At 41.3% G+C, this 14,267-nt stretch carries 24 protein-coding genes; 13 read left to right on the top strand and 11 right to left on the bottom strand.

What is annotated here, in order from left to right; genetic code table 11:
• Positions 1 to 90: 90 nt before the first annotated feature.
• Positions 91 to 1,602 (top strand): threonine ammonia-lyase, biosynthetic, encoded by a 1,512-nt coding sequence (gene ilvA, locus AAFP11_RS12940; RefSeq protein WP_341737441.1) that lies wholly within the window; start codon positions 91 to 93, stop codon positions 1,600 to 1,602.
• A gap of 116 nt (positions 1,603 to 1,718) precedes the next feature.
• Here the strand turns inward: ilvA and AAFP11_RS12935 are convergent, their stop codons facing one another.
• Together AAFP11_RS12935 and AAFP11_RS12930 are read right to left on the bottom strand one after the other, a co-directional pair.
• A complete protein-coding gene (locus AAFP11_RS12935; protein WP_341737440.1) occupies positions 1,719 to 2,579 on the bottom strand; it encodes an Rpn family recombination-promoting nuclease/putative transposase in 861 nt (286 codons plus the stop codon).
• 185 nt (positions 2,580 to 2,764) lie between these two features.
• The gene (locus tag AAFP11_RS12930) at positions 2,765 to 3,010 is read right to left on the bottom strand and encodes a hypothetical protein (protein ID WP_341737439.1); all 246 of its coding nucleotides are present in this window, start codon (positions 3,008 to 3,010) and stop codon (positions 2,765 to 2,767) included.
• 123 nt (positions 3,011 to 3,133) lie between these two features.
• Between AAFP11_RS12930 and AAFP11_RS12925 the strand changes: the two genes are divergently transcribed.
• The 5 genes from AAFP11_RS12925 to AAFP11_RS12905 all read left to right on the top strand — a co-directional run bounded on the left by AAFP11_RS12925 (position 3,134) and on the right by AAFP11_RS12905 (position 5,314).
• Positions 3,134 to 3,406 carry a helix-turn-helix transcriptional regulator gene (locus AAFP11_RS12925; RefSeq protein WP_341737438.1) on the top strand — a complete coding sequence of 91 codons (273 nt, stop codon included), beginning with the start codon at positions 3,134 to 3,136 and terminating at the stop codon, positions 3,404 to 3,406.
• Positions 3,407 to 3,581: 175 nt separating this feature from the next.
• A complete protein-coding gene (locus AAFP11_RS12920) occupies positions 3,582 to 3,995 on the top strand; it encodes a XisH family protein (protein ID WP_341737437.1) in 414 nt (137 codons plus the stop codon).
• Positions 3,983 to 4,318 carry a XisI protein gene (locus AAFP11_RS12915; protein WP_341737436.1) on the top strand — a complete coding sequence of 112 codons (336 nt, stop codon included), beginning with the start codon at positions 3,983 to 3,985 and terminating at the stop codon, positions 4,316 to 4,318. The genes AAFP11_RS12920 and AAFP11_RS12915 overlap by 13 nt, the downstream gene beginning before the upstream one ends.
• A 74-nt stretch (positions 4,319 to 4,392) precedes the next feature.
• Complete coding sequence (locus tag AAFP11_RS12910; protein ID WP_341737435.1) at positions 4,393 to 4,890, top strand: DUF29 domain-containing protein; 498 nt, start codon at positions 4,393 to 4,395, stop codon at positions 4,888 to 4,890.
• Positions 4,891 to 5,047: 157 nt separating this feature from the next.
• The gene (locus AAFP11_RS12905) at positions 5,048 to 5,314 is read left to right on the top strand and encodes a hypothetical protein (RefSeq protein WP_341737434.1); all 267 of its coding nucleotides are present in this window, start codon (positions 5,048 to 5,050) and stop codon (positions 5,312 to 5,314) included.
• Here AAFP11_RS12905 and AAFP11_RS12900 read toward each other — a convergent pair.
• Positions 5,311 to 5,715 carry a hypothetical protein gene (locus tag AAFP11_RS12900; protein ID WP_341737433.1) on the bottom strand — a complete coding sequence of 135 codons (405 nt, stop codon included), beginning with the start codon at positions 5,713 to 5,715 and terminating at the stop codon, positions 5,311 to 5,313. The two genes, AAFP11_RS12905 and AAFP11_RS12900, sit on opposite strands and share 4 nt — an antisense overlap.
• 5 nt (positions 5,716 to 5,720) lie before the next feature.
• Positions 5,721 to 5,936 (bottom strand): hypothetical protein, encoded by a 216-nt coding sequence (locus tag AAFP11_RS12895; RefSeq protein WP_341737432.1) that lies wholly within the window; start codon positions 5,934 to 5,936, stop codon positions 5,721 to 5,723.
• A gap of 146 nt (positions 5,937 to 6,082) precedes the next feature.
• Here AAFP11_RS12895 and AAFP11_RS12890 point away from each other — a divergent pair, with 146 nt between their 5' ends.
• Positions 6,083 to 6,382 carry a hypothetical protein gene (locus tag AAFP11_RS12890; protein WP_341737431.1) on the top strand — a complete coding sequence of 100 codons (300 nt, stop codon included), beginning with the start codon at positions 6,083 to 6,085 and terminating at the stop codon, positions 6,380 to 6,382.
• A 29-nt stretch (positions 6,383 to 6,411) separates the two neighbouring features.
• On the opposite strand, the gene AAFP11_RS12885 is transcribed toward AAFP11_RS12890, so the two are convergent.
• The 3 genes from AAFP11_RS12885 to AAFP11_RS12875 are packed head-to-tail and all read right to left on the bottom strand — an operon-like array spanning position 6,412 to position 9,245.
• The gene (locus AAFP11_RS12885; protein WP_341737430.1) at positions 6,412 to 7,518 is read right to left on the bottom strand and encodes a tetratricopeptide repeat protein; all 1,107 of its coding nucleotides are present in this window, start codon (positions 7,516 to 7,518) and stop codon (positions 6,412 to 6,414) included.
• A gap of 21 nt (positions 7,519 to 7,539) precedes the next feature.
• On the bottom strand, positions 7,540 to 8,838 hold the full coding sequence (locus AAFP11_RS12880) for an NB-ARC domain-containing protein (protein ID WP_341737429.1): 1,299 nt from the start codon (positions 8,836 to 8,838) through the stop codon (positions 7,540 to 7,542).
• An 8-nt stretch (positions 8,839 to 8,846) separates the two neighbouring features.
• Complete coding sequence (locus AAFP11_RS12875; protein WP_341737428.1) at positions 8,847 to 9,245, bottom strand: hypothetical protein; 399 nt, start codon at positions 9,243 to 9,245, stop codon at positions 8,847 to 8,849.
• A gap of 245 nt (positions 9,246 to 9,490) precedes the next feature.
• On the opposite strand from AAFP11_RS12875, the gene AAFP11_RS12870 reads away from it, so the two are divergent.
• From AAFP11_RS12870 to AAFP11_RS12850, 5 genes are all read left to right on the top strand, one after another.
• Positions 9,491 to 10,006 carry a hypothetical protein gene (locus AAFP11_RS12870; protein ID WP_341737427.1) on the top strand — a complete coding sequence of 172 codons (516 nt, stop codon included), beginning with the start codon at positions 9,491 to 9,493 and terminating at the stop codon, positions 10,004 to 10,006.
• A 53-nt stretch (positions 10,007 to 10,059) separates the two neighbouring features.
• Positions 10,060 to 10,263 (top strand): type II toxin-antitoxin system HicB family antitoxin, encoded by a 204-nt coding sequence (locus tag AAFP11_RS12865; RefSeq protein ID WP_096832264.1) that lies wholly within the window; start codon positions 10,060 to 10,062, stop codon positions 10,261 to 10,263.
• A complete protein-coding gene (locus AAFP11_RS12860; protein ID WP_341737426.1) occupies positions 10,260 to 10,547 on the top strand; it encodes a type II toxin-antitoxin system HicA family toxin in 288 nt (95 codons plus the stop codon). Before AAFP11_RS12865 ends, AAFP11_RS12860 begins: the two co-directional genes overlap by 4 nt.
• 162 nt (positions 10,548 to 10,709) lie before the next feature.
• Positions 10,710 to 10,916, top strand: a complete 207-nt coding sequence (locus AAFP11_RS12855) for a hypothetical protein (RefSeq protein WP_341737425.1) — start codon at positions 10,710 to 10,712, stop codon at positions 10,914 to 10,916.
• Positions 10,916 to 11,263: a type II toxin-antitoxin system PemK/MazF family toxin gene (locus AAFP11_RS12850; protein WP_341737424.1), complete on the top strand. Its 348-nt coding sequence runs from the start codon at positions 10,916 to 10,918 to the stop codon at positions 11,261 to 11,263. Before AAFP11_RS12855 ends, AAFP11_RS12850 begins: the two co-directional genes overlap by 1 nt.
• Here the strand turns inward: AAFP11_RS12850 and AAFP11_RS12845 are convergent.
• The 4 genes from AAFP11_RS12845 to AAFP11_RS12830 form a co-directional block, all read right to left on the bottom strand.
• Positions 11,251 to 11,529, bottom strand: coding sequence for a type II toxin-antitoxin system ParD family antitoxin (locus AAFP11_RS12845; protein ID WP_341737423.1), 279 nt, complete (start codon positions 11,527 to 11,529; stop codon positions 11,251 to 11,253). The genes AAFP11_RS12850 and AAFP11_RS12845 overlap by 13 nt on opposite strands.
• Positions 11,530 to 11,616: 87 nt before the next feature.
• Positions 11,617 to 11,934: an RNA-binding protein gene (locus tag AAFP11_RS12840; protein WP_341737422.1), complete on the bottom strand. Its 318-nt coding sequence runs from the start codon at positions 11,932 to 11,934 to the stop codon at positions 11,617 to 11,619.
• A gap of 5 nt (positions 11,935 to 11,939) precedes the next feature.
• Entirely contained in the window at positions 11,940 to 12,341 is a 402-nt protein-coding gene (locus tag AAFP11_RS12835; protein WP_341737421.1) for a hypothetical protein, read from the bottom strand.
• Positions 12,316 to 12,513, bottom strand: coding sequence for a hypothetical protein (locus AAFP11_RS12830; protein ID WP_341737420.1), 198 nt, complete (start codon positions 12,511 to 12,513; stop codon positions 12,316 to 12,318). The genes AAFP11_RS12835 and AAFP11_RS12830 overlap by 26 nt, the downstream gene beginning before the upstream one ends.
• Before the next feature lie 653 nt (positions 12,514 to 13,166).
• Here AAFP11_RS12830 and AAFP11_RS12825 point away from each other — a divergent pair.
• Positions 13,167 to 14,207, top strand: a complete 1,041-nt coding sequence (locus tag AAFP11_RS12825; RefSeq protein ID WP_341737419.1) for a tellurite resistance TerB family protein — start codon at positions 13,167 to 13,169, stop codon at positions 14,205 to 14,207.
• Positions 14,208 to 14,267: the final 60 nt, after the last annotated feature.

Raw genomic sequence — 14,267 nt, 5'->3', positions numbered from 1 at the left:
ATAGTTTCAAAATAAAATTATTCTCGAAGTGCGATCGCACAAATACCGTACAATTATCCCACGCTCCCGCATCTAACAACTGCTAACCCCATGCTTTGCGATTACCTAGTACAAATCCTCACCGCCCGCGTCTACGATGTTGCCCAAGAAACACCGCTAGAAGTCGCCCCCAATCTATCAGCGCGACTCAACAATCAACTGCTGCTGAAGCGAGAGGATATGCAGTCTGTGTTTTCCTTTAAACTGCGCGGTGCGTATAACAAAATGGCGCAACTTTCGCCGGAATTGCTGGCAAAAGGGGCGATCGCAGCTTCTGCTGGAAATCACGCCCAAGGAGTAGCCCTCGCCGCCAGCCACCTGGGAACTCGCGCCATCATAGTCATGCCCGAAACTACGCCCCAGGTCAAGGTTAATGCGGTCATAGCCCGTGGTGGAGAGGTAGTCTTGCATGGGGATACTTATGATGATGCTTACGCCTTTGCGCGCCAATTAGAGGCGGAAACAGGCATGACTTTTGTTCACCCTTTTGATGACCCCCATGTGATTGCGGGACAGGGTACGATCGGCATGGAAATTCTGCGACAACATCAGAAACCAATTCATGCAATTTTTGTGGCTATTGGCGGCGGTGGATTGATTTCTGGTATTGCGGCTTACGTGAAGCGATTGCGCCCGGAAATTAAAATTATTGGTGTGGAACCTGTGGATTCCGATGCGATGAATCAGTCTTTGAAAGCGGGGAAACGGGTGCGTTTGTCCCAGGTGGGTTTGTTTGCAGATGGTGTGGCGGTACGGGAAGTGGGGGAGGAAACTTTTCGGCTTTGTCAGGAATATGTCGATGAAATTATTCTAGTAGATACGGATGATATTTGTGCGGCGATTAAGGATGTGTTTGAGGATACGCGATCGATTTTAGAACCGGCTGGCGCTTTGGCGATCGCAGGTGCGAAAGCTTACGTGGAACGGGAACAAATCGCAGGAGAAACTCTAATTGCGGTTGCTTGCGGTGCAAACATGAATTTCGATCGCCTGCGTTTTGTGGCAGAAAGGGCCGAGTTTGGCGAACGCCGGGAAGCTATTTTTGCAGTGACAATTCCCGAACAACCGGGAAGTCTCCGCAGGTTTTGCGAATGTTTGGGTAAACGCAATTTAACTGAATTTAGCTATCGAATTGCGGATGAAAAAGCAGCGCATATTTTTATCGGCGTGCAAATTCAAAACCGTGCGGATGCGGTAAAAATAGCGGCGAGTTTTGAGGATTGTGGCTTTAAAACTTTGGATTTAACTGATGATGAATTAACGAAATTGCATTTGCGGCATATGGTGGGCGGCCGTTCGATGCTGGCGGATAATGAGTTGTTTTATCGGTTTGAATTTCCCGAACGTCCTGGTGCTTTGATGAAGTTTGTGGGTTCCATGAGTCCTAATTGGAATATCAGCGTTTTTCACTATCGAAATAATGGGGCTGATTACGGGCGAATTGTGGTGGGAATTCAGGTGCCACCGGATGAGATGAAGGAATGGCAGGCTTTTTTGGATACGATGGGTTATCAGTATGGGGATGAGAGTCAGAATCCGGCTTATAAGTTGTTTTTGAGATAGGTTTTTGAAGTTTATTATTCGGCGGTTGAAACCGCTTCTATACAAACGAAGTCCGCCTGCGCGGACTAAGAGTAAGAGATTGGACGTGAATAATGTCATGTCTGGTTTTTGACGCATCAAACTTGCGATCGCAAATTCTGCACATCCTGAACGCTAAGTCCGGTTATTTGGGCTATGGTTGCGTCATCTAGGCGATCGAGTAACTGCCGTGCGATCGCCTGTTTTTCTTCTTGTCTGCCTTCTTGTCTGCCTTCTTCAACGGCATCTTTAACAGCTTTAATGATCGTGCCTTGTTGGTCGTAAATAAACATTTCTTGCCGTTCGATATTTGCTATTTCCTCCGGGCTTAAATTCACTCGATCGGCGATGTCAAAAGCTTGATGGATTTCGGGGACGCTATCCATTACTGGCGGGATTTCCGTTATAGTTACCGCGTATTTCATGAAATAGAGCCATTTATCTGCTAGAGTTTCTAGTTGGTCTACTGTTTTGGTGAATTTTGGTAATTCTACAAATACTAACTTCAGATCGTTATCGGGATAGGGTAAGTTAGAAACTTCTTCTTTGTAGACAAATCGCGAAATTAAGTTGTTGCTATTTTTAAACATCTCGAAATCAGTAATCGTCAAGGCAATTACTGGTTTTAGCATTCGATATCCTTGTCCTTTCTGCAATTGAGAGGCGTAGGTTTTCGCTGCGTTATACAAGATTCTTTGTCCGAAAGACTCGACGTTTAATACCTGCATTTCAATGATGACTAGAGTGCCGTCGGCAAGCTTGGCTTTGACATCTAAAGAGGAGTCTTTTAAGCCTTCTACCTGTGGCGGCAGGTTGGGGTTGATAATTTCTAAGTCTTCAATGGTAGGATTGCCATCGTAAATCATGGCGTTGAGAAAACTGATCAAAATGTCTTTGCTTTCTGAGGAACCAAATATCTTTTTGAAGGCGTAATCGGTTTTGGGGTTGATGAATGTCATGGTGGGAATCGGGAATGACGATCGCTATCTCGATCGTAACACTTGATTTCATCCTCAACGTTCGCTTAATTGTATTAGAAGGTCGATGGCTACTTCCTTAGCTTGCGCCTACGAACTTGATGGGCGATCGCACGATTCCCAAACATCAGGTTTATGAAATACGATCGCCCGAATTGTCAGTTGCTTCAATTCTTCTGCAACCATTTTGTCAGCACGCGCATCCACTGGCCCGTATTCGGTGCGCGCTGCAAGTCGCTCCAGTCTGCCATTTGGGCAAAACCTAGTCGCACCAGCCAATTTACTACGGCGGTTATACCTTGGCGGGAGCCAACAACCATGATACGCACGGGTTCCCGGTTTTCTCGATCGTCCGTGGGAGCTGAGTCTTGTTGGGTGTCGTTGGGCGGTTCGGTTAGAAAGTCTTTAGCCATTGGGAAGTCCTCATCTTCAAAATCTACCGCTAACTACATATGTGTAGTTACTACTATCCTATCGCAATAACTACATATGTGTAGTGATTTACGGTTAGGACATCCCTTGGCATCATGGGGTGCATGGGGAAAGCTGGTCGAGTTTTGAGAGATGTACTGAACACCTATGGGATTAGCCAAAACAAATTGGCGATCGCAATGGGTGTGCGAAGTTCTGTTGTCTATCGTTGGTTTAATGAGCTCATCGATCCAACTGGAGACACGCTTGTGAAGATGGTTGTGGCGTTAAAGTTGCTAGATATAGATGCAGCACGGGAGTTTGTGCAGCGCTATTTGGGTGAAGTTTTGGAGGATGAGGGTGAGGCTGAGGTCGATCGATCTACAAACACAGAATAGATTTATTGTTCGGAAAGCCGATGGCTACTTCCTTAGCTTGCGCCTACGCATTTGAGGGGCGATCGTCATTACTGCCAAAATCTTTTTAAGATTGGAGATGTTTTGAGGTTTTTCGAGCGAGGGTTGTAGAGGGCGATCGGCAGTATAATAGAATTGAAAGTTACACAAGAAAAACATGGCACGGGATCTCTTTCACGAAGCCGTCAAGCTTGCCCTTCAGAAGGAGAATTGGGTAATTACCGACGATCCGCTGCGGCTAGAAGCGGCAGGAGCAAAGTTTGAAATAGATTTGGGTGCAGAGCGCTTGTTAGCAGCAGAAAAAGCCGGAGAGAAAATTGCTGTCGAAATCAAAACATTTTTGGGCGACTCCCCGATTACTGATTATCATGCAGCATTAGGACAGTTTTTGAATTATCGTCTTGCTTTAGAACTCAATGAACCCGATCGCAAGCTTTATTTAGCAGTTCCCCTCCGGGTACACGAAGCTTTTTTTCAGCGGGAGTTTTTACAAATTTCGGTAGAGCGGCATCAAATTAGCCGCATTATTTACGATCCTGTAAATGAGGCGATTGTGCAATGGATAAACTAGAATTATACCGTCAGTCAATTCAAGCAATATTAACGGAATATGCGGCCACTCCAATTTCTCATGGTGAGATCGAAACGCAAACAATTTTTGATATTCAGCAAGATCGGTATCAGGTTGTTAACGTTGGTTGGAACGGGAATCGGCGGGTGCATGGATGCGTGCTGCATTTGGATATTAAGAATGGCAAGATTTGGTTGCAGCACAATACAACGGAGATGCGAATTGCCCATGAGTTGGTAGCAATGGGTGTGGCTAAGGAGGATATTATTTTGGGTTTTCAAGCGCCTTACGTGCGGCAATACACGGGCTTTGGAGTGGCTTAGCGCGATCGTCCAAAAATGTGGCAATATTTTTTTCAAAGTTATACAATGAAAAAAACCTAAATTTTGATATATTTATGCAATCACCACAAGTCGAACCAATACCGGGAGATTTAAGAGAAAATCTGTATGAAACAGATTTTTTTGCTTGGACTTATGCTCAAGCAAAATTTTTGAAAGAACGAGAATGGAATCAACTAGATTTACCGAATTTAATCGAGGAGATTGAGTCATTGGGAAAACAACAACGTGCCGAACTAAGAAATCGATTAAAGGTGTTAATTGGACATTTATTAAAATGGGAATATCAAGGAAAACAACGCAGCCGTAGTTGGTTAATGACGATTCGCATTCAGCGTCGCGACACTCAAGAATTGCTGTCAGAAAATCCTAGTCTTAAACCCTATCTTCAGGAAGCATTACAAAAGATATATGAAAGCGGTAGAGATTTGGCAACAGGAGAAACCAACTTGCCACTAAAAACTTTCCCAGAAAATTGCCCGTATACCTTAGAAGACATTTTTAGCGATCGCTTTTATCCTGGTGAACCTGCAACAGATGATGTGATGGAATGAGAACGATCGCAGACAGTTGTCTAATGGTAGGGAGTAATTCTGTTAGTGTCATTGTTGTTAGAAGTTAGTAAACAACTAATTGGCGCGATCGCGTAGCATAAAGCTGCTATTGAAAATTCTAATGGGTACAGAAGTCTAGCAAGGAGAATGTGCGATCGTGACAGTCCGAGAAGAATTAATCCATGAGATCGATCGAGCATCAGATGATGTACTTCAGGTGCTATTGAGTTTTTTGCGTCAGACGCGGTTGTCGCACTCTGAGCCTTCTGTGTCGATCGACTCTGCTGAGATTTCGACTGCTGGATTGACAGCGCAAAAGCATTATCCTCTGCGCGGGATGCCCTTAGTGATTGCCGAGGATTTTGATGAGCCGATGCCAGATTTATGGGATGCGATATCGCAAATAAATTATAGCGGAAATTAACGCTTCGGCTCAATATCGAATTCAAGCCGAGAACGATAAAAGTGAACATCAAATTCTAAGAAGAAATTTGTCTGTCCCAGAATCAATGATACGCTGTCACTTTTTGCCCAAGCAAATACTAATCTTACGGGAGCAAACTCCCCTATTTCAGCCATGAAAAATACTGGCATGGCTGGTTGATTGCCAACGTTACCAGCCAATCGAATAATGGCTTTGCTGTCATCCCACACTAACCCAAGCTGAATGCCTATTGTGTAAGGCAATACATTCACGGTGGCACCGCTGTCTACCAACCCAACAACTTCCACTCTCTGGTTATTGTGGCGCAGAATCAAGGGAATGCGCGGTAGGCTGTCAAACTCATCTTGAGATGGGTCATTGGTAGAGTATTGGAATCGCATAATACTCAGTTTTCGTTGTGGTTAGCCAGATTCATTGCCTGCATCAAAGCTGCACCCGCACCAAAATTATCATATGGGGTTGGTAGGTGGTAAATCTTGTCAGGTTCCAAAGGAAAAATATCCTCACTGATATCCTCTTCCGCCATGAGAATGCGGATTAACTCTCGTTTCTCGATCGCAGACAGTTGTCTAATGGTAGGGAGTAATTCTGTTAGTGTCATCGGTTGTTTTCCTGCGATGCGTCTATGTTAACGGTAGCAGGTTAACGTAGTAATTGCAACTTCTAGGGGAGTTTGACAAAAAATGCCCAAAAATTGCTATAATAAAAAGTCTTAGAAACTTAACACTAAAGGCTGAGGTTAACGTCGTGACAATAACTTCACAAGAACCAGATGTAGAGATTCAACAATTCCCCATTATTCTGGGACAGGGAGGGGAAATTACCATTCCCCAGTTATTACAAGATTCCCTCAATGTCGATCGGGGAGATATGCTGGTGCTACTCCAAATAGGTAATCTGATTGTGCTTGCTCCCAAACAACCTCAAGCTCCCCAACTAATCGATCGGATTGCAACTATTATGGAAAATGAAAATGTGGGTTTGACTGATTTATTGGCGGGTTTAGAAGCTGAGAGAGAGGCGATTTGGCAGGAGAAACAGTCTTGATGCGTAGGATATTTGCGGATTCCAGCGTGTTAATTGCCGGATGTGGATCGCGAACGGGAGCTAGTCGTTCTGCGACGACGATGGAGGAGATTATTTGCATAACGCCAAGCCGTAAAAGGTGCAAAAATTAATAGATCCGTAACAAAGATAATTATTTGGAGTATATAATCTAACTTAAAAGTGAGATAACTCTTGCGATTATTGTTTGTTGTTGTTTTTACATCATTTGTTTTTACGTAATGTGCATGATCGCGTACAGGTCTAGCTTTGTCTTTAGTAAGTTCTTCAGCCATTTTTGTTAGATTGATTGCCTCAGACTGATTCCCCTCTAATTTAGCTAACTCTGCCAAACGAATTAATGCTCCTGCTTCCATATCTGGACGATGAATCTGGCGACAAAGGTAAAGGCACTTATTATAATATTCCCTTGCCAGTTTAAATTCACAAATTTCAAAATGTAATCTACCCAAATTTAGTAAAGGAGCACCTTGAAAATAAAGATAAAAATCGCCCATCTCTTGATTAAAATTTTTATGAAGCAACTCATACTGTTCTAAAGAATAAAGAAGTTTAGACTTGCAATTATTAAAATCATATAGCTTAAGACAAAGATTTCCTAACACATTATGAATTTCTGCTCTTTCCGAAGCTATTTGTCTACTTTCTACAACCAATTTTTTATTTTCATCCATCAGTATAAGTGCTTTTCGGTAGCACTTGAGAGCAGAACCAAACCTTCTCTGACGATGGTAAAGTGTACCTAAGTAACGTAGTGTTCGACATTGACCTACTATGCCGTCAGGAGTTGCCCTATATTTTTTGAGTGCCTGAGTGAATCTCTGCTTAGCTTCCTTCAACTCACCGTTCTCCATTTCATTCCAGCCTATCTCATTTAAGACCTGACCAAGAGCCTCATTTTGGTTGATTTGTTTAGCACATTCTAGAACAAGATTAGCACATTTGTAGTAATCGTCCCAGTATCCTAAATACCAAAGAGGATCACTTACCTTATTCCACGCTATCATTAAAAAATTAAATGTCTCATTGCGATCATACTTTTCCTGAGTAATATGATTTCTAAGTCTTTGAAGATCCCCAACTATATTTTTTCTATCGTCAGGATGGTGATAGTCCATTTCATATTTCTCCCACTTAGTCTAAAGTCCGTATTTTGTCCGAAAGATATTTTTAGCAGTTTCAAATGATTCTTGCCACTGACCTACTAGCCCACTGCGAAGGCTCCGTCGCATCCAAGGGTGTAAATCATATCGACGAGTATTTCCACTTAAATCATTGACTTGTAAAATAAAGAACCAGCGACGTAATTCATTTTCTGTTTCTTTGACTTCTGAATCTGATAAACCTAGTATTTCTGGAAGTTCATTGAAAGATATGCTAGCATCAAGTTGACCCATATAATGCAAAATTTGCTTAGAGCAATCCGTGATTCTATCCCATCCACTTTTTAATGTAAATTCATAAAAGGTTTCAACATTTTTACCTGCTTTGTCCAGACTAGATAAAACCATTTTAAGTTCTCGATCTTCCCCTGCTCGACTCACAACGAAGTGGAGTGCTAAAGGTGCACCACATGATAACTCATAGATCTGGTAAAGTTCTTGTTCGCTTGCATTACGTATAGCATCTACATTGTTTAATCGTGCTTCATGTTGTAATAGTTTATAAGATGACTTCTCTGTTAAGCCAGGACACTCGATATCTCTGACGTATTGATGAACCCTACGACGAGTTGTCAATAGAAGTTTACTTGAGTCCAACATTCGCTCAGATTTTGAGATTATGCTTTCCATATCAGATGTCTCAGCATTATCTAAAACAATTAAATAAGATTTCGCCAGTATACATTTTTGTACTTTATTAAACTCATTTGTACAATCTAACTGTAATGATAGTTCATAAATAAATTGATCCCAATTTAGCTGATTTATACGATCTGAAGTCATCACCCCATCATATAGTTCTGCTTCCCGTGCTGTAACCCACAAGACATCATCAAACAAATTATTATCAATAGCTGAGAATGCGATTTGTCTGGCAACTTCTGTTTTGCCATAACCCGCAGAGGCGCTGAGAGAGAAAATATTGCTTCTATCTGTACTTTTAAACTGATTGATAATTTCATCAATCAATGATCCGCGCCCCCATACTTTACGCGAAGATCGGGGTATATTTGAACCAAGAACTTTTTCAATTTGGGGATATCCTAATCCTATTTTGCTACCGTCCATGATGACAGTACCTATAACAGTTCCAATACTTGTATTTTCATTGCCAGTAATGTCTTGGTTAACTTGTTCTAAGTTGAAATTTTCTGGAGGTTGTGAACTAGATTTTCCGAAATTTGGAACTACTGACTGAGGCCGAAGTTTTTTTAGGAAAAATTTCTTCACATAAACCATCAGTTTTCTAAAAAAAAACCAAGTTTTACTTAGCATTATGACAACTACATTGATACGTTTCCATCAACTTTTCCAACAGTTTTATTGCGATCGCCAGTTATTCTTTGCTCGATTTTGGTCGTGGAGGCTGTATCTAATGAGTCTCTTTGCATTAATAGATCTAGTTCATTCGAGAGATCGGTATCTTGATTCAGCATTTTTTTTAGTTGTACTCGTAGTGCAGCCTGAAAATCTGCATCTTCTGGTTGGGATGCTACATCTGTAATTGCTTCTTGGATAGGTTTATTATCTACTTTTGGTTGTAGCTTCTCCCAAATTTTTTTAGCCTTTGCCCAAGCATCACTCCCAAGTTGCTTTCCAGCTTCTTCAGAAGCTTGTTCTCCTACCTTAATCAAAAAAGGTAAAAAAGGAGCTAAGAAACTCACCAAAATTGATACATCCATATCTAAATAGTCCTCTCAAAAAATAGATACTTGTCTCTGCACAGATAAATCAGGAGCTTTTACAGCAGTTATATACTTTCAGTAAATTCTATTTATTCATGCTAAACCGATCGCACCAACCCTGTAAAGCAAAAAAAGTTGGAAAAAGTTGGAACTTCCTCAAAATCCGACGCGAAGCCAAAAAAAGTTGGAAAAAGTTGGAAAAAGTTTGGTATAGTAACTAAAATTATCCCACCATCCCACCTATGGACAGTCCTCAGATATTGCAATTTGTCGATCGAGCTGTCTGGGCCAAGACAGGCAAACATCTAAATAACTTGCAGCGGGGGATTATTTCGGGAATACTGAAGCGTCAAAGATATGCTGACGTTGCAGAAACTTATGGTTATAGCTCCCAGCACGTTAAAAAGGCTAGTCACGAGCTTTTGCAAATGTTATCTGAAGTGTTTGGTGAACAAGTTAAGAAAAGTAATCTTGAATCCGTTATAGAAAGGCATATACATCAGAATATAAATCTTGGTAATAATACTACTATTAAAAATAGTAGCAATATTAGCTACATTAACAACTGTTCTAATCTCTCCACTCCTACCCCAGATGAAACTCAGCCGGAAATTCCCGACTTGCAGGAGGAAAGCAAAAATCAAACTAAGATTGAAACAATAGATAAATTACGGCATTTTGGCTTAAGCGACGAGCAAATCGCAGAAGCGCTAGATATACCTTTAGAGCAGGTTAAACAGGTGGACTTGGAAGAGTAAAGTCTGGTACAGTAATAAAGAGGTAACTTTTGAGAATAAATTAGGAGAATAAATTGAAAATCAAAATTATCATCCACGAAGCAGAAGAAGGCGGATACTGGGCAGAAGTTCCTGCTATTCCTGGCTGTGCAACTGAGGGAGAAACGTTCGAGGAACTTCTGCAAAATCTCTATGAAGCAATCGAAGGTTGCCTTAGTGTAGATATTGAGTCCTTCGAGACAAATGAGCGAGACAAAATTATGGAGATTGCGATATGAACTCCATGTCTGGCAAAGAGTTAGCCAAGCTGTTAGAACGTAATGACTGGATATTATTAAGAGTTCAAGGCAGCCATCACATCTACGGGAAAGCTGGAAGTTCAATCCGAATTTCTGTGCCAATTCACGGTAATAAATCTTTAAAAGTTGGATTGCTCAGGCATTTGTTAAAACAGGCAGGGTTATTGGAAAATACCCATCAAAATACCAGCACAGTTGAAGAATCAAATAGTGAGAATAAAGAGGCGAATGAATCTGATTCTATCGATGAAGAACAAGAATGACAACAATCGCCTTCGGCCGATCGATATTTTCCAGTTTGCAGTTTTGTTCTATCGGGCGATTCCCTACGGGATAGCTTCGCTTCACGCTCTTAGTGTTTTTGTTATAATCATCGAAGGTTGCCTTGTTGAACTAAAATAAAATATCCCCAGATATTTTCAGCTATGAACACAAAACTCATTGAATCCTTAGTACAAATCATCCAGACACTTTCTGAAGAAGAGCAATTGCTAATCAAAGCAAAACTATTTAGTAACATCCCCTATCCTTCTATTGTGGAAATAACCCAGTTAGCCCAAAGCGGGGGAGCATTTCAATTTCTGGATGATGAACCTGATATTTATACCCTTGAAGATGGAGAGCCAATTTAGTGAAGCTAAAAAAAGGAGATATTGTTTTAGCTGAATTTCCATTTACTGATTTGAGTCAGAAAAAGTTACGTCCGGCTTTAGTGCTGTGGGCAAGTTCAACCATAGATGAAATTACGATCTGCTTCATTTCTTCGCAAAATGTCACTAGCCTAAGTTTAGATGAATTTGCTTTAAATGCTTCCGATCCAGAATTTTATAGCACGGGATTAAGAGTATCTTCTAAAGTTAGAGTGACTCGAATTGTCACTCTTGAACAGAGATTAATCGTGAGACGATTGGGCGAGTTAGGAAGTCAGCAAATGCAGCAATTGAATGCAACTATAATACAAGCATTTCAATTAGTATAGCCTTGTTTACTCTCGCGCGCTTGCCGGAAACGATCGCAAATCCCTGCAATAAACGTTTCGCCATCAATCGGTGGAGTATGTTCGGACATGGCAACAGCAGCATCTATCTTAACTCGTACAGAGTCGATCCATTGGCGATCGGCGCGATCGTATTCATCTAACAATCGCAAAGCAACTTCCAGCACTTCTTCGGCAGAGCCATATTTACCAGTTTGCAGTTTAGTCTGAATGAATATCTCTTGGGTTTTCGTCAGCGTAATGCTCATAGTATTGATTTACCCGTTTGTTTTAATTATATCGCATCGATCGATCTTTGAAACTGGCGATCGGCAAAATTAGCATACCAAATTATTTCAAACCAGCACCGGACGACTTCTCAGCGGCACAAGAATTTCATGCAAAACACTAGGCTTCGCACTAAGATACACTTCACCACAATTAGCCTCGTTATATCCAACAATAATTGCACCGATCGCACTACCGATTTCAGGATACATCTCTTCACTCATATCTCCCTCATCCAAAAAGTCGGGAATCTTAATCAAACCTTTGACACCATCTTCACCAATATTAACAAACACTCCAAAGGGAGCATGATATTCAACTTTACCCAGCAAAAACTGCCCCAATCTGTACTTTAACTTAATTTGTTCCCAGCTTTGACTATCCATAATATTCAGTGTGCTTTGAGGACTCGTGGAAATTGGTTGAGTATGGCAAACAAGCGTTGAGGTACAATTACCTCAATTCGCTCGTAACCGTCTTTCTCATCATAGCGATATTCCAGCGACTTGAAATACTGCTCATAAATTGACTTATCAATTGAAACCTCCAGTATCCCTTCTTTGTAGCTTTGATTATACTCTTCTGCAATACTTCGATCGTGGGGGCCTGCAAAATAGGAGTTTCCATCGACATAAGGAGGATTGTAGGGAAAATCGACTGGTTGAAATCCCTCTTTAAGTAATTTCTGACCTTTGCGTTTTTGAGGTGCTTTGTAAATCGTAATTATTTGGGGCGATTGTGACTGACCAGGTTCCATATAAAATGCTTCAAATTTCCCTACACTTTCCTTCACTAAATGCTTGTTCTGCTTGTCGAATCAAGGGGTTAAATTTGCCTGCTTTCAAATCCTCTTCAATTTGCAGATCCCAAAGAGATTCTTGGAACTCTTCAAACCATTCGACAAACTCTGCAAGTTCATTCTGTGGAAGTTGCTTTACTGCTGTCTTGAGTTCTGTAATTTTCATGGGTAAGTATTTTTTTTCCTAATATTCGTTTACTCGTTTGTTTTAATTATATTGCGTCGATCGATCTTTGAAACCAGCGATCGGCAAAATTTGGATTTCGCGATCGACACCATTGACGGTAAATTACGGCTGTTTTGCTTTTCGCGGTACTCAATTACTCACCGGCAGCAAATACCTGTTCTGCCCGCAAATTTAAATTGGGAAATGTTGGCGAAATTATAGGCTCGCTTCCTCGAAATTGTTCTCTTTGATAAACTCCTTCAATTAACTGATAAACCGTAACTACTCCAAATGGATTAATTCTCCATCGATTAATTCGTAGCAGACTTCATCTAGATAGTTAGCAATGAATGCCTCAAAGCTTAGGACACCTGTATCGATCGCGGAAACCATAGATATTTTTCCTAGATCCGTTTGCTTTAATTATATCATATCTCTTATTGTTCAAATAGAGATGGCATATCTCGGCGACCGCATTGACTCTCGCGTGCTTGCCGGAAACGCTCCAGAATCCCTGCGATAGCTGACTAACCAATTTTTCCGAAAAAACCAATCAGAACTCTACAGCAAAGTATAAAATGTTAAGTGGGTGCTCTACCAGCTACGGAGAAATCATGATTACATCTCACGGCTGAAGAATAAATTTGCTATAAATGGCAAAACTCAACTCTATTGGAGCAAAACCCGTGGGCCAGTTCGATCAAATATTCAATTCCGAAGATACGTCCGAAGTAAGTTTGAGTTCCGAGGAATCTTTAGCAGCAGTAGCATTTGTCGCAGCTTTGACCAATTCTCCTGACACTGATGCAGATATCTTAGAAAGCGTACTTTGGGAATCGGAAATCTTTGCTGAATATTCCGAAGATGATATGTCAGCCATGCTCAAAAAACTGGCGGGCATTTCTACCCAAGATGGTGTGGGAGCATTATTTAATACCGCTTGGGAGTCCATTCCAGATGAATTAGTCTTAGATGCTTTTGCTGTCACCGTAGCTATGTTTGTCGTAGATGGCGAAGTCTCGGACAAATACCAGCATTTTTTGCAGGAGTTCCAGCAAGCATTAGGTTTGGAAGATGAGGAAGCTCAAGAAATTATCGAGGAGGTAATTGTTGCTTATTCAGAATCTGATGAGGAAGTTTCTGATTTTGATGCGGCATTGTACGAGTCTCCAGAAGGCAATTTTACTGTCCCTATTCCAGTTGACCCCCAACAGGGCGGTAAAATTGATGAGCAAGAAGGCAGTGTTACTTTTTCTGATGACTTTGGCGTTTTGCTGAAAATTGATTATTTCCCGATTGCTGGTGAAGTGGCAGAATTCATCGAGTCTGTTGGAGAAGCAGCTTATCTTAGTTCGTTTCTCAACAATTTTATTGATGGCGCAATTCTTGGTACTTTTCCTCAGTCCAAGTTACTGCACGCCGAATCTTTAGAAAATGAAGAAGCGTATTTTGCGGTTGTTGATATACCTGGTGGTGCAACTATCAGTGTCCAGAAAAACTTGGGTTCTAGGACTCGGTTGAATGCCTATCGAGGATTTTTGTCTTTTATCGCTGAGGGTGTTTGTTACACGATCAGTTCTCAGATAGTTTATCAGGAAGCGGATGAAGAGGATTCTCTGGAGTCTGAAGTAGAGGTAATTATGGACAAAATTTTAGACTTTATTGAGACTATCGAATTTGCGGAACCTTTATAAAGTATAGGGCATGGGGATGCCTGATATCGGCCCCAAGACGATCGGACCTCCAAGGGCAAC

Origin of the sequence: Microcoleus sp. CAWBG640, assembly GCF_020883015.1 — a bacterium.
GTDB classification, from domain to species: domain Bacteria; phylum Cyanobacteriota; class Cyanobacteriia; order Cyanobacteriales; family Microcoleaceae; genus Microcoleus; species Microcoleus anatoxicus.
This window is presented reverse-complemented; position numbering and strand designations above follow the sequence as displayed.

Bases quoted from the DNA above. Each gene is read 5' to 3' on its own strand.
- ilvA (WP_341737441.1), top strand. From the start codon at position 91: ATGCTTTGCGATTACCTAGTACAAATCCTCACCGCCCGCGTCTACGAT.
- AAFP11_RS12935 (WP_341737440.1), bottom strand. From the start codon at position 2,579: ATGACATTCATCAACCCCAAAACCGATTACGCCTTCAAAAAGATATTT.
- AAFP11_RS12930 (WP_341737439.1), bottom strand. From the start codon at position 3,010: ATGGCTAAAGACTTTCTAACCGAACCGCCCAACGACACCCAACAAGAC.
- AAFP11_RS12925 (WP_341737438.1), top strand. From the start codon at position 3,134: ATGGGGAAAGCTGGTCGAGTTTTGAGAGATGTACTGAACACCTATGGG.
- AAFP11_RS12920 (WP_341737437.1), top strand. From the start codon at position 3,582: ATGGCACGGGATCTCTTTCACGAAGCCGTCAAGCTTGCCCTTCAGAAG.
- AAFP11_RS12915 (WP_341737436.1), top strand. From the start codon at position 3,983: ATGGATAAACTAGAATTATACCGTCAGTCAATTCAAGCAATATTAACG.
- AAFP11_RS12910 (WP_341737435.1), top strand. From the start codon at position 4,393: ATGCAATCACCACAAGTCGAACCAATACCGGGAGATTTAAGAGAAAAT.
- AAFP11_RS12900 (WP_341737433.1), bottom strand. From the start codon at position 5,715: ATGCGATTCCAATACTCTACCAATGACCCATCTCAAGATGAGTTTGAC.
- AAFP11_RS12895 (WP_341737432.1), bottom strand. From the start codon at position 5,936: ATGACACTAACAGAATTACTCCCTACCATTAGACAACTGTCTGCGATC.
- AAFP11_RS12885 (WP_341737430.1), bottom strand. From the start codon at position 7,518: ATGGACTATCACCATCCTGACGATAGAAAAAATATAGTTGGGGATCTT.
- AAFP11_RS12880 (WP_341737429.1), bottom strand. From the start codon at position 8,838: ATGCTAAGTAAAACTTGGTTTTTTTTTAGAAAACTGATGGTTTATGTG.
- AAFP11_RS12875 (WP_341737428.1), bottom strand. From the start codon at position 9,245: ATGGATGTATCAATTTTGGTGAGTTTCTTAGCTCCTTTTTTACCTTTT.
- AAFP11_RS12870 (WP_341737427.1), top strand. From the start codon at position 9,491: ATGGACAGTCCTCAGATATTGCAATTTGTCGATCGAGCTGTCTGGGCC.
- AAFP11_RS12860 (WP_341737426.1), top strand. From the start codon at position 10,260: ATGAACTCCATGTCTGGCAAAGAGTTAGCCAAGCTGTTAGAACGTAAT.
- AAFP11_RS12855 (WP_341737425.1), top strand. From the start codon at position 10,710: ATGAACACAAAACTCATTGAATCCTTAGTACAAATCATCCAGACACTT.
- AAFP11_RS12845 (WP_341737423.1), bottom strand. From the start codon at position 11,529: ATGAGCATTACGCTGACGAAAACCCAAGAGATATTCATTCAGACTAAA.
- AAFP11_RS12840 (WP_341737422.1), bottom strand. From the start codon at position 11,934: ATGGATAGTCAAAGCTGGGAACAAATTAAGTTAAAGTACAGATTGGGG.
- AAFP11_RS12830 (WP_341737420.1), bottom strand. From the start codon at position 12,513: ATGAAAATTACAGAACTCAAGACAGCAGTAAAGCAACTTCCACAGAAT.
- AAFP11_RS12825 (WP_341737419.1), top strand. From the start codon at position 13,167: ATGGCAAAACTCAACTCTATTGGAGCAAAACCCGTGGGCCAGTTCGAT.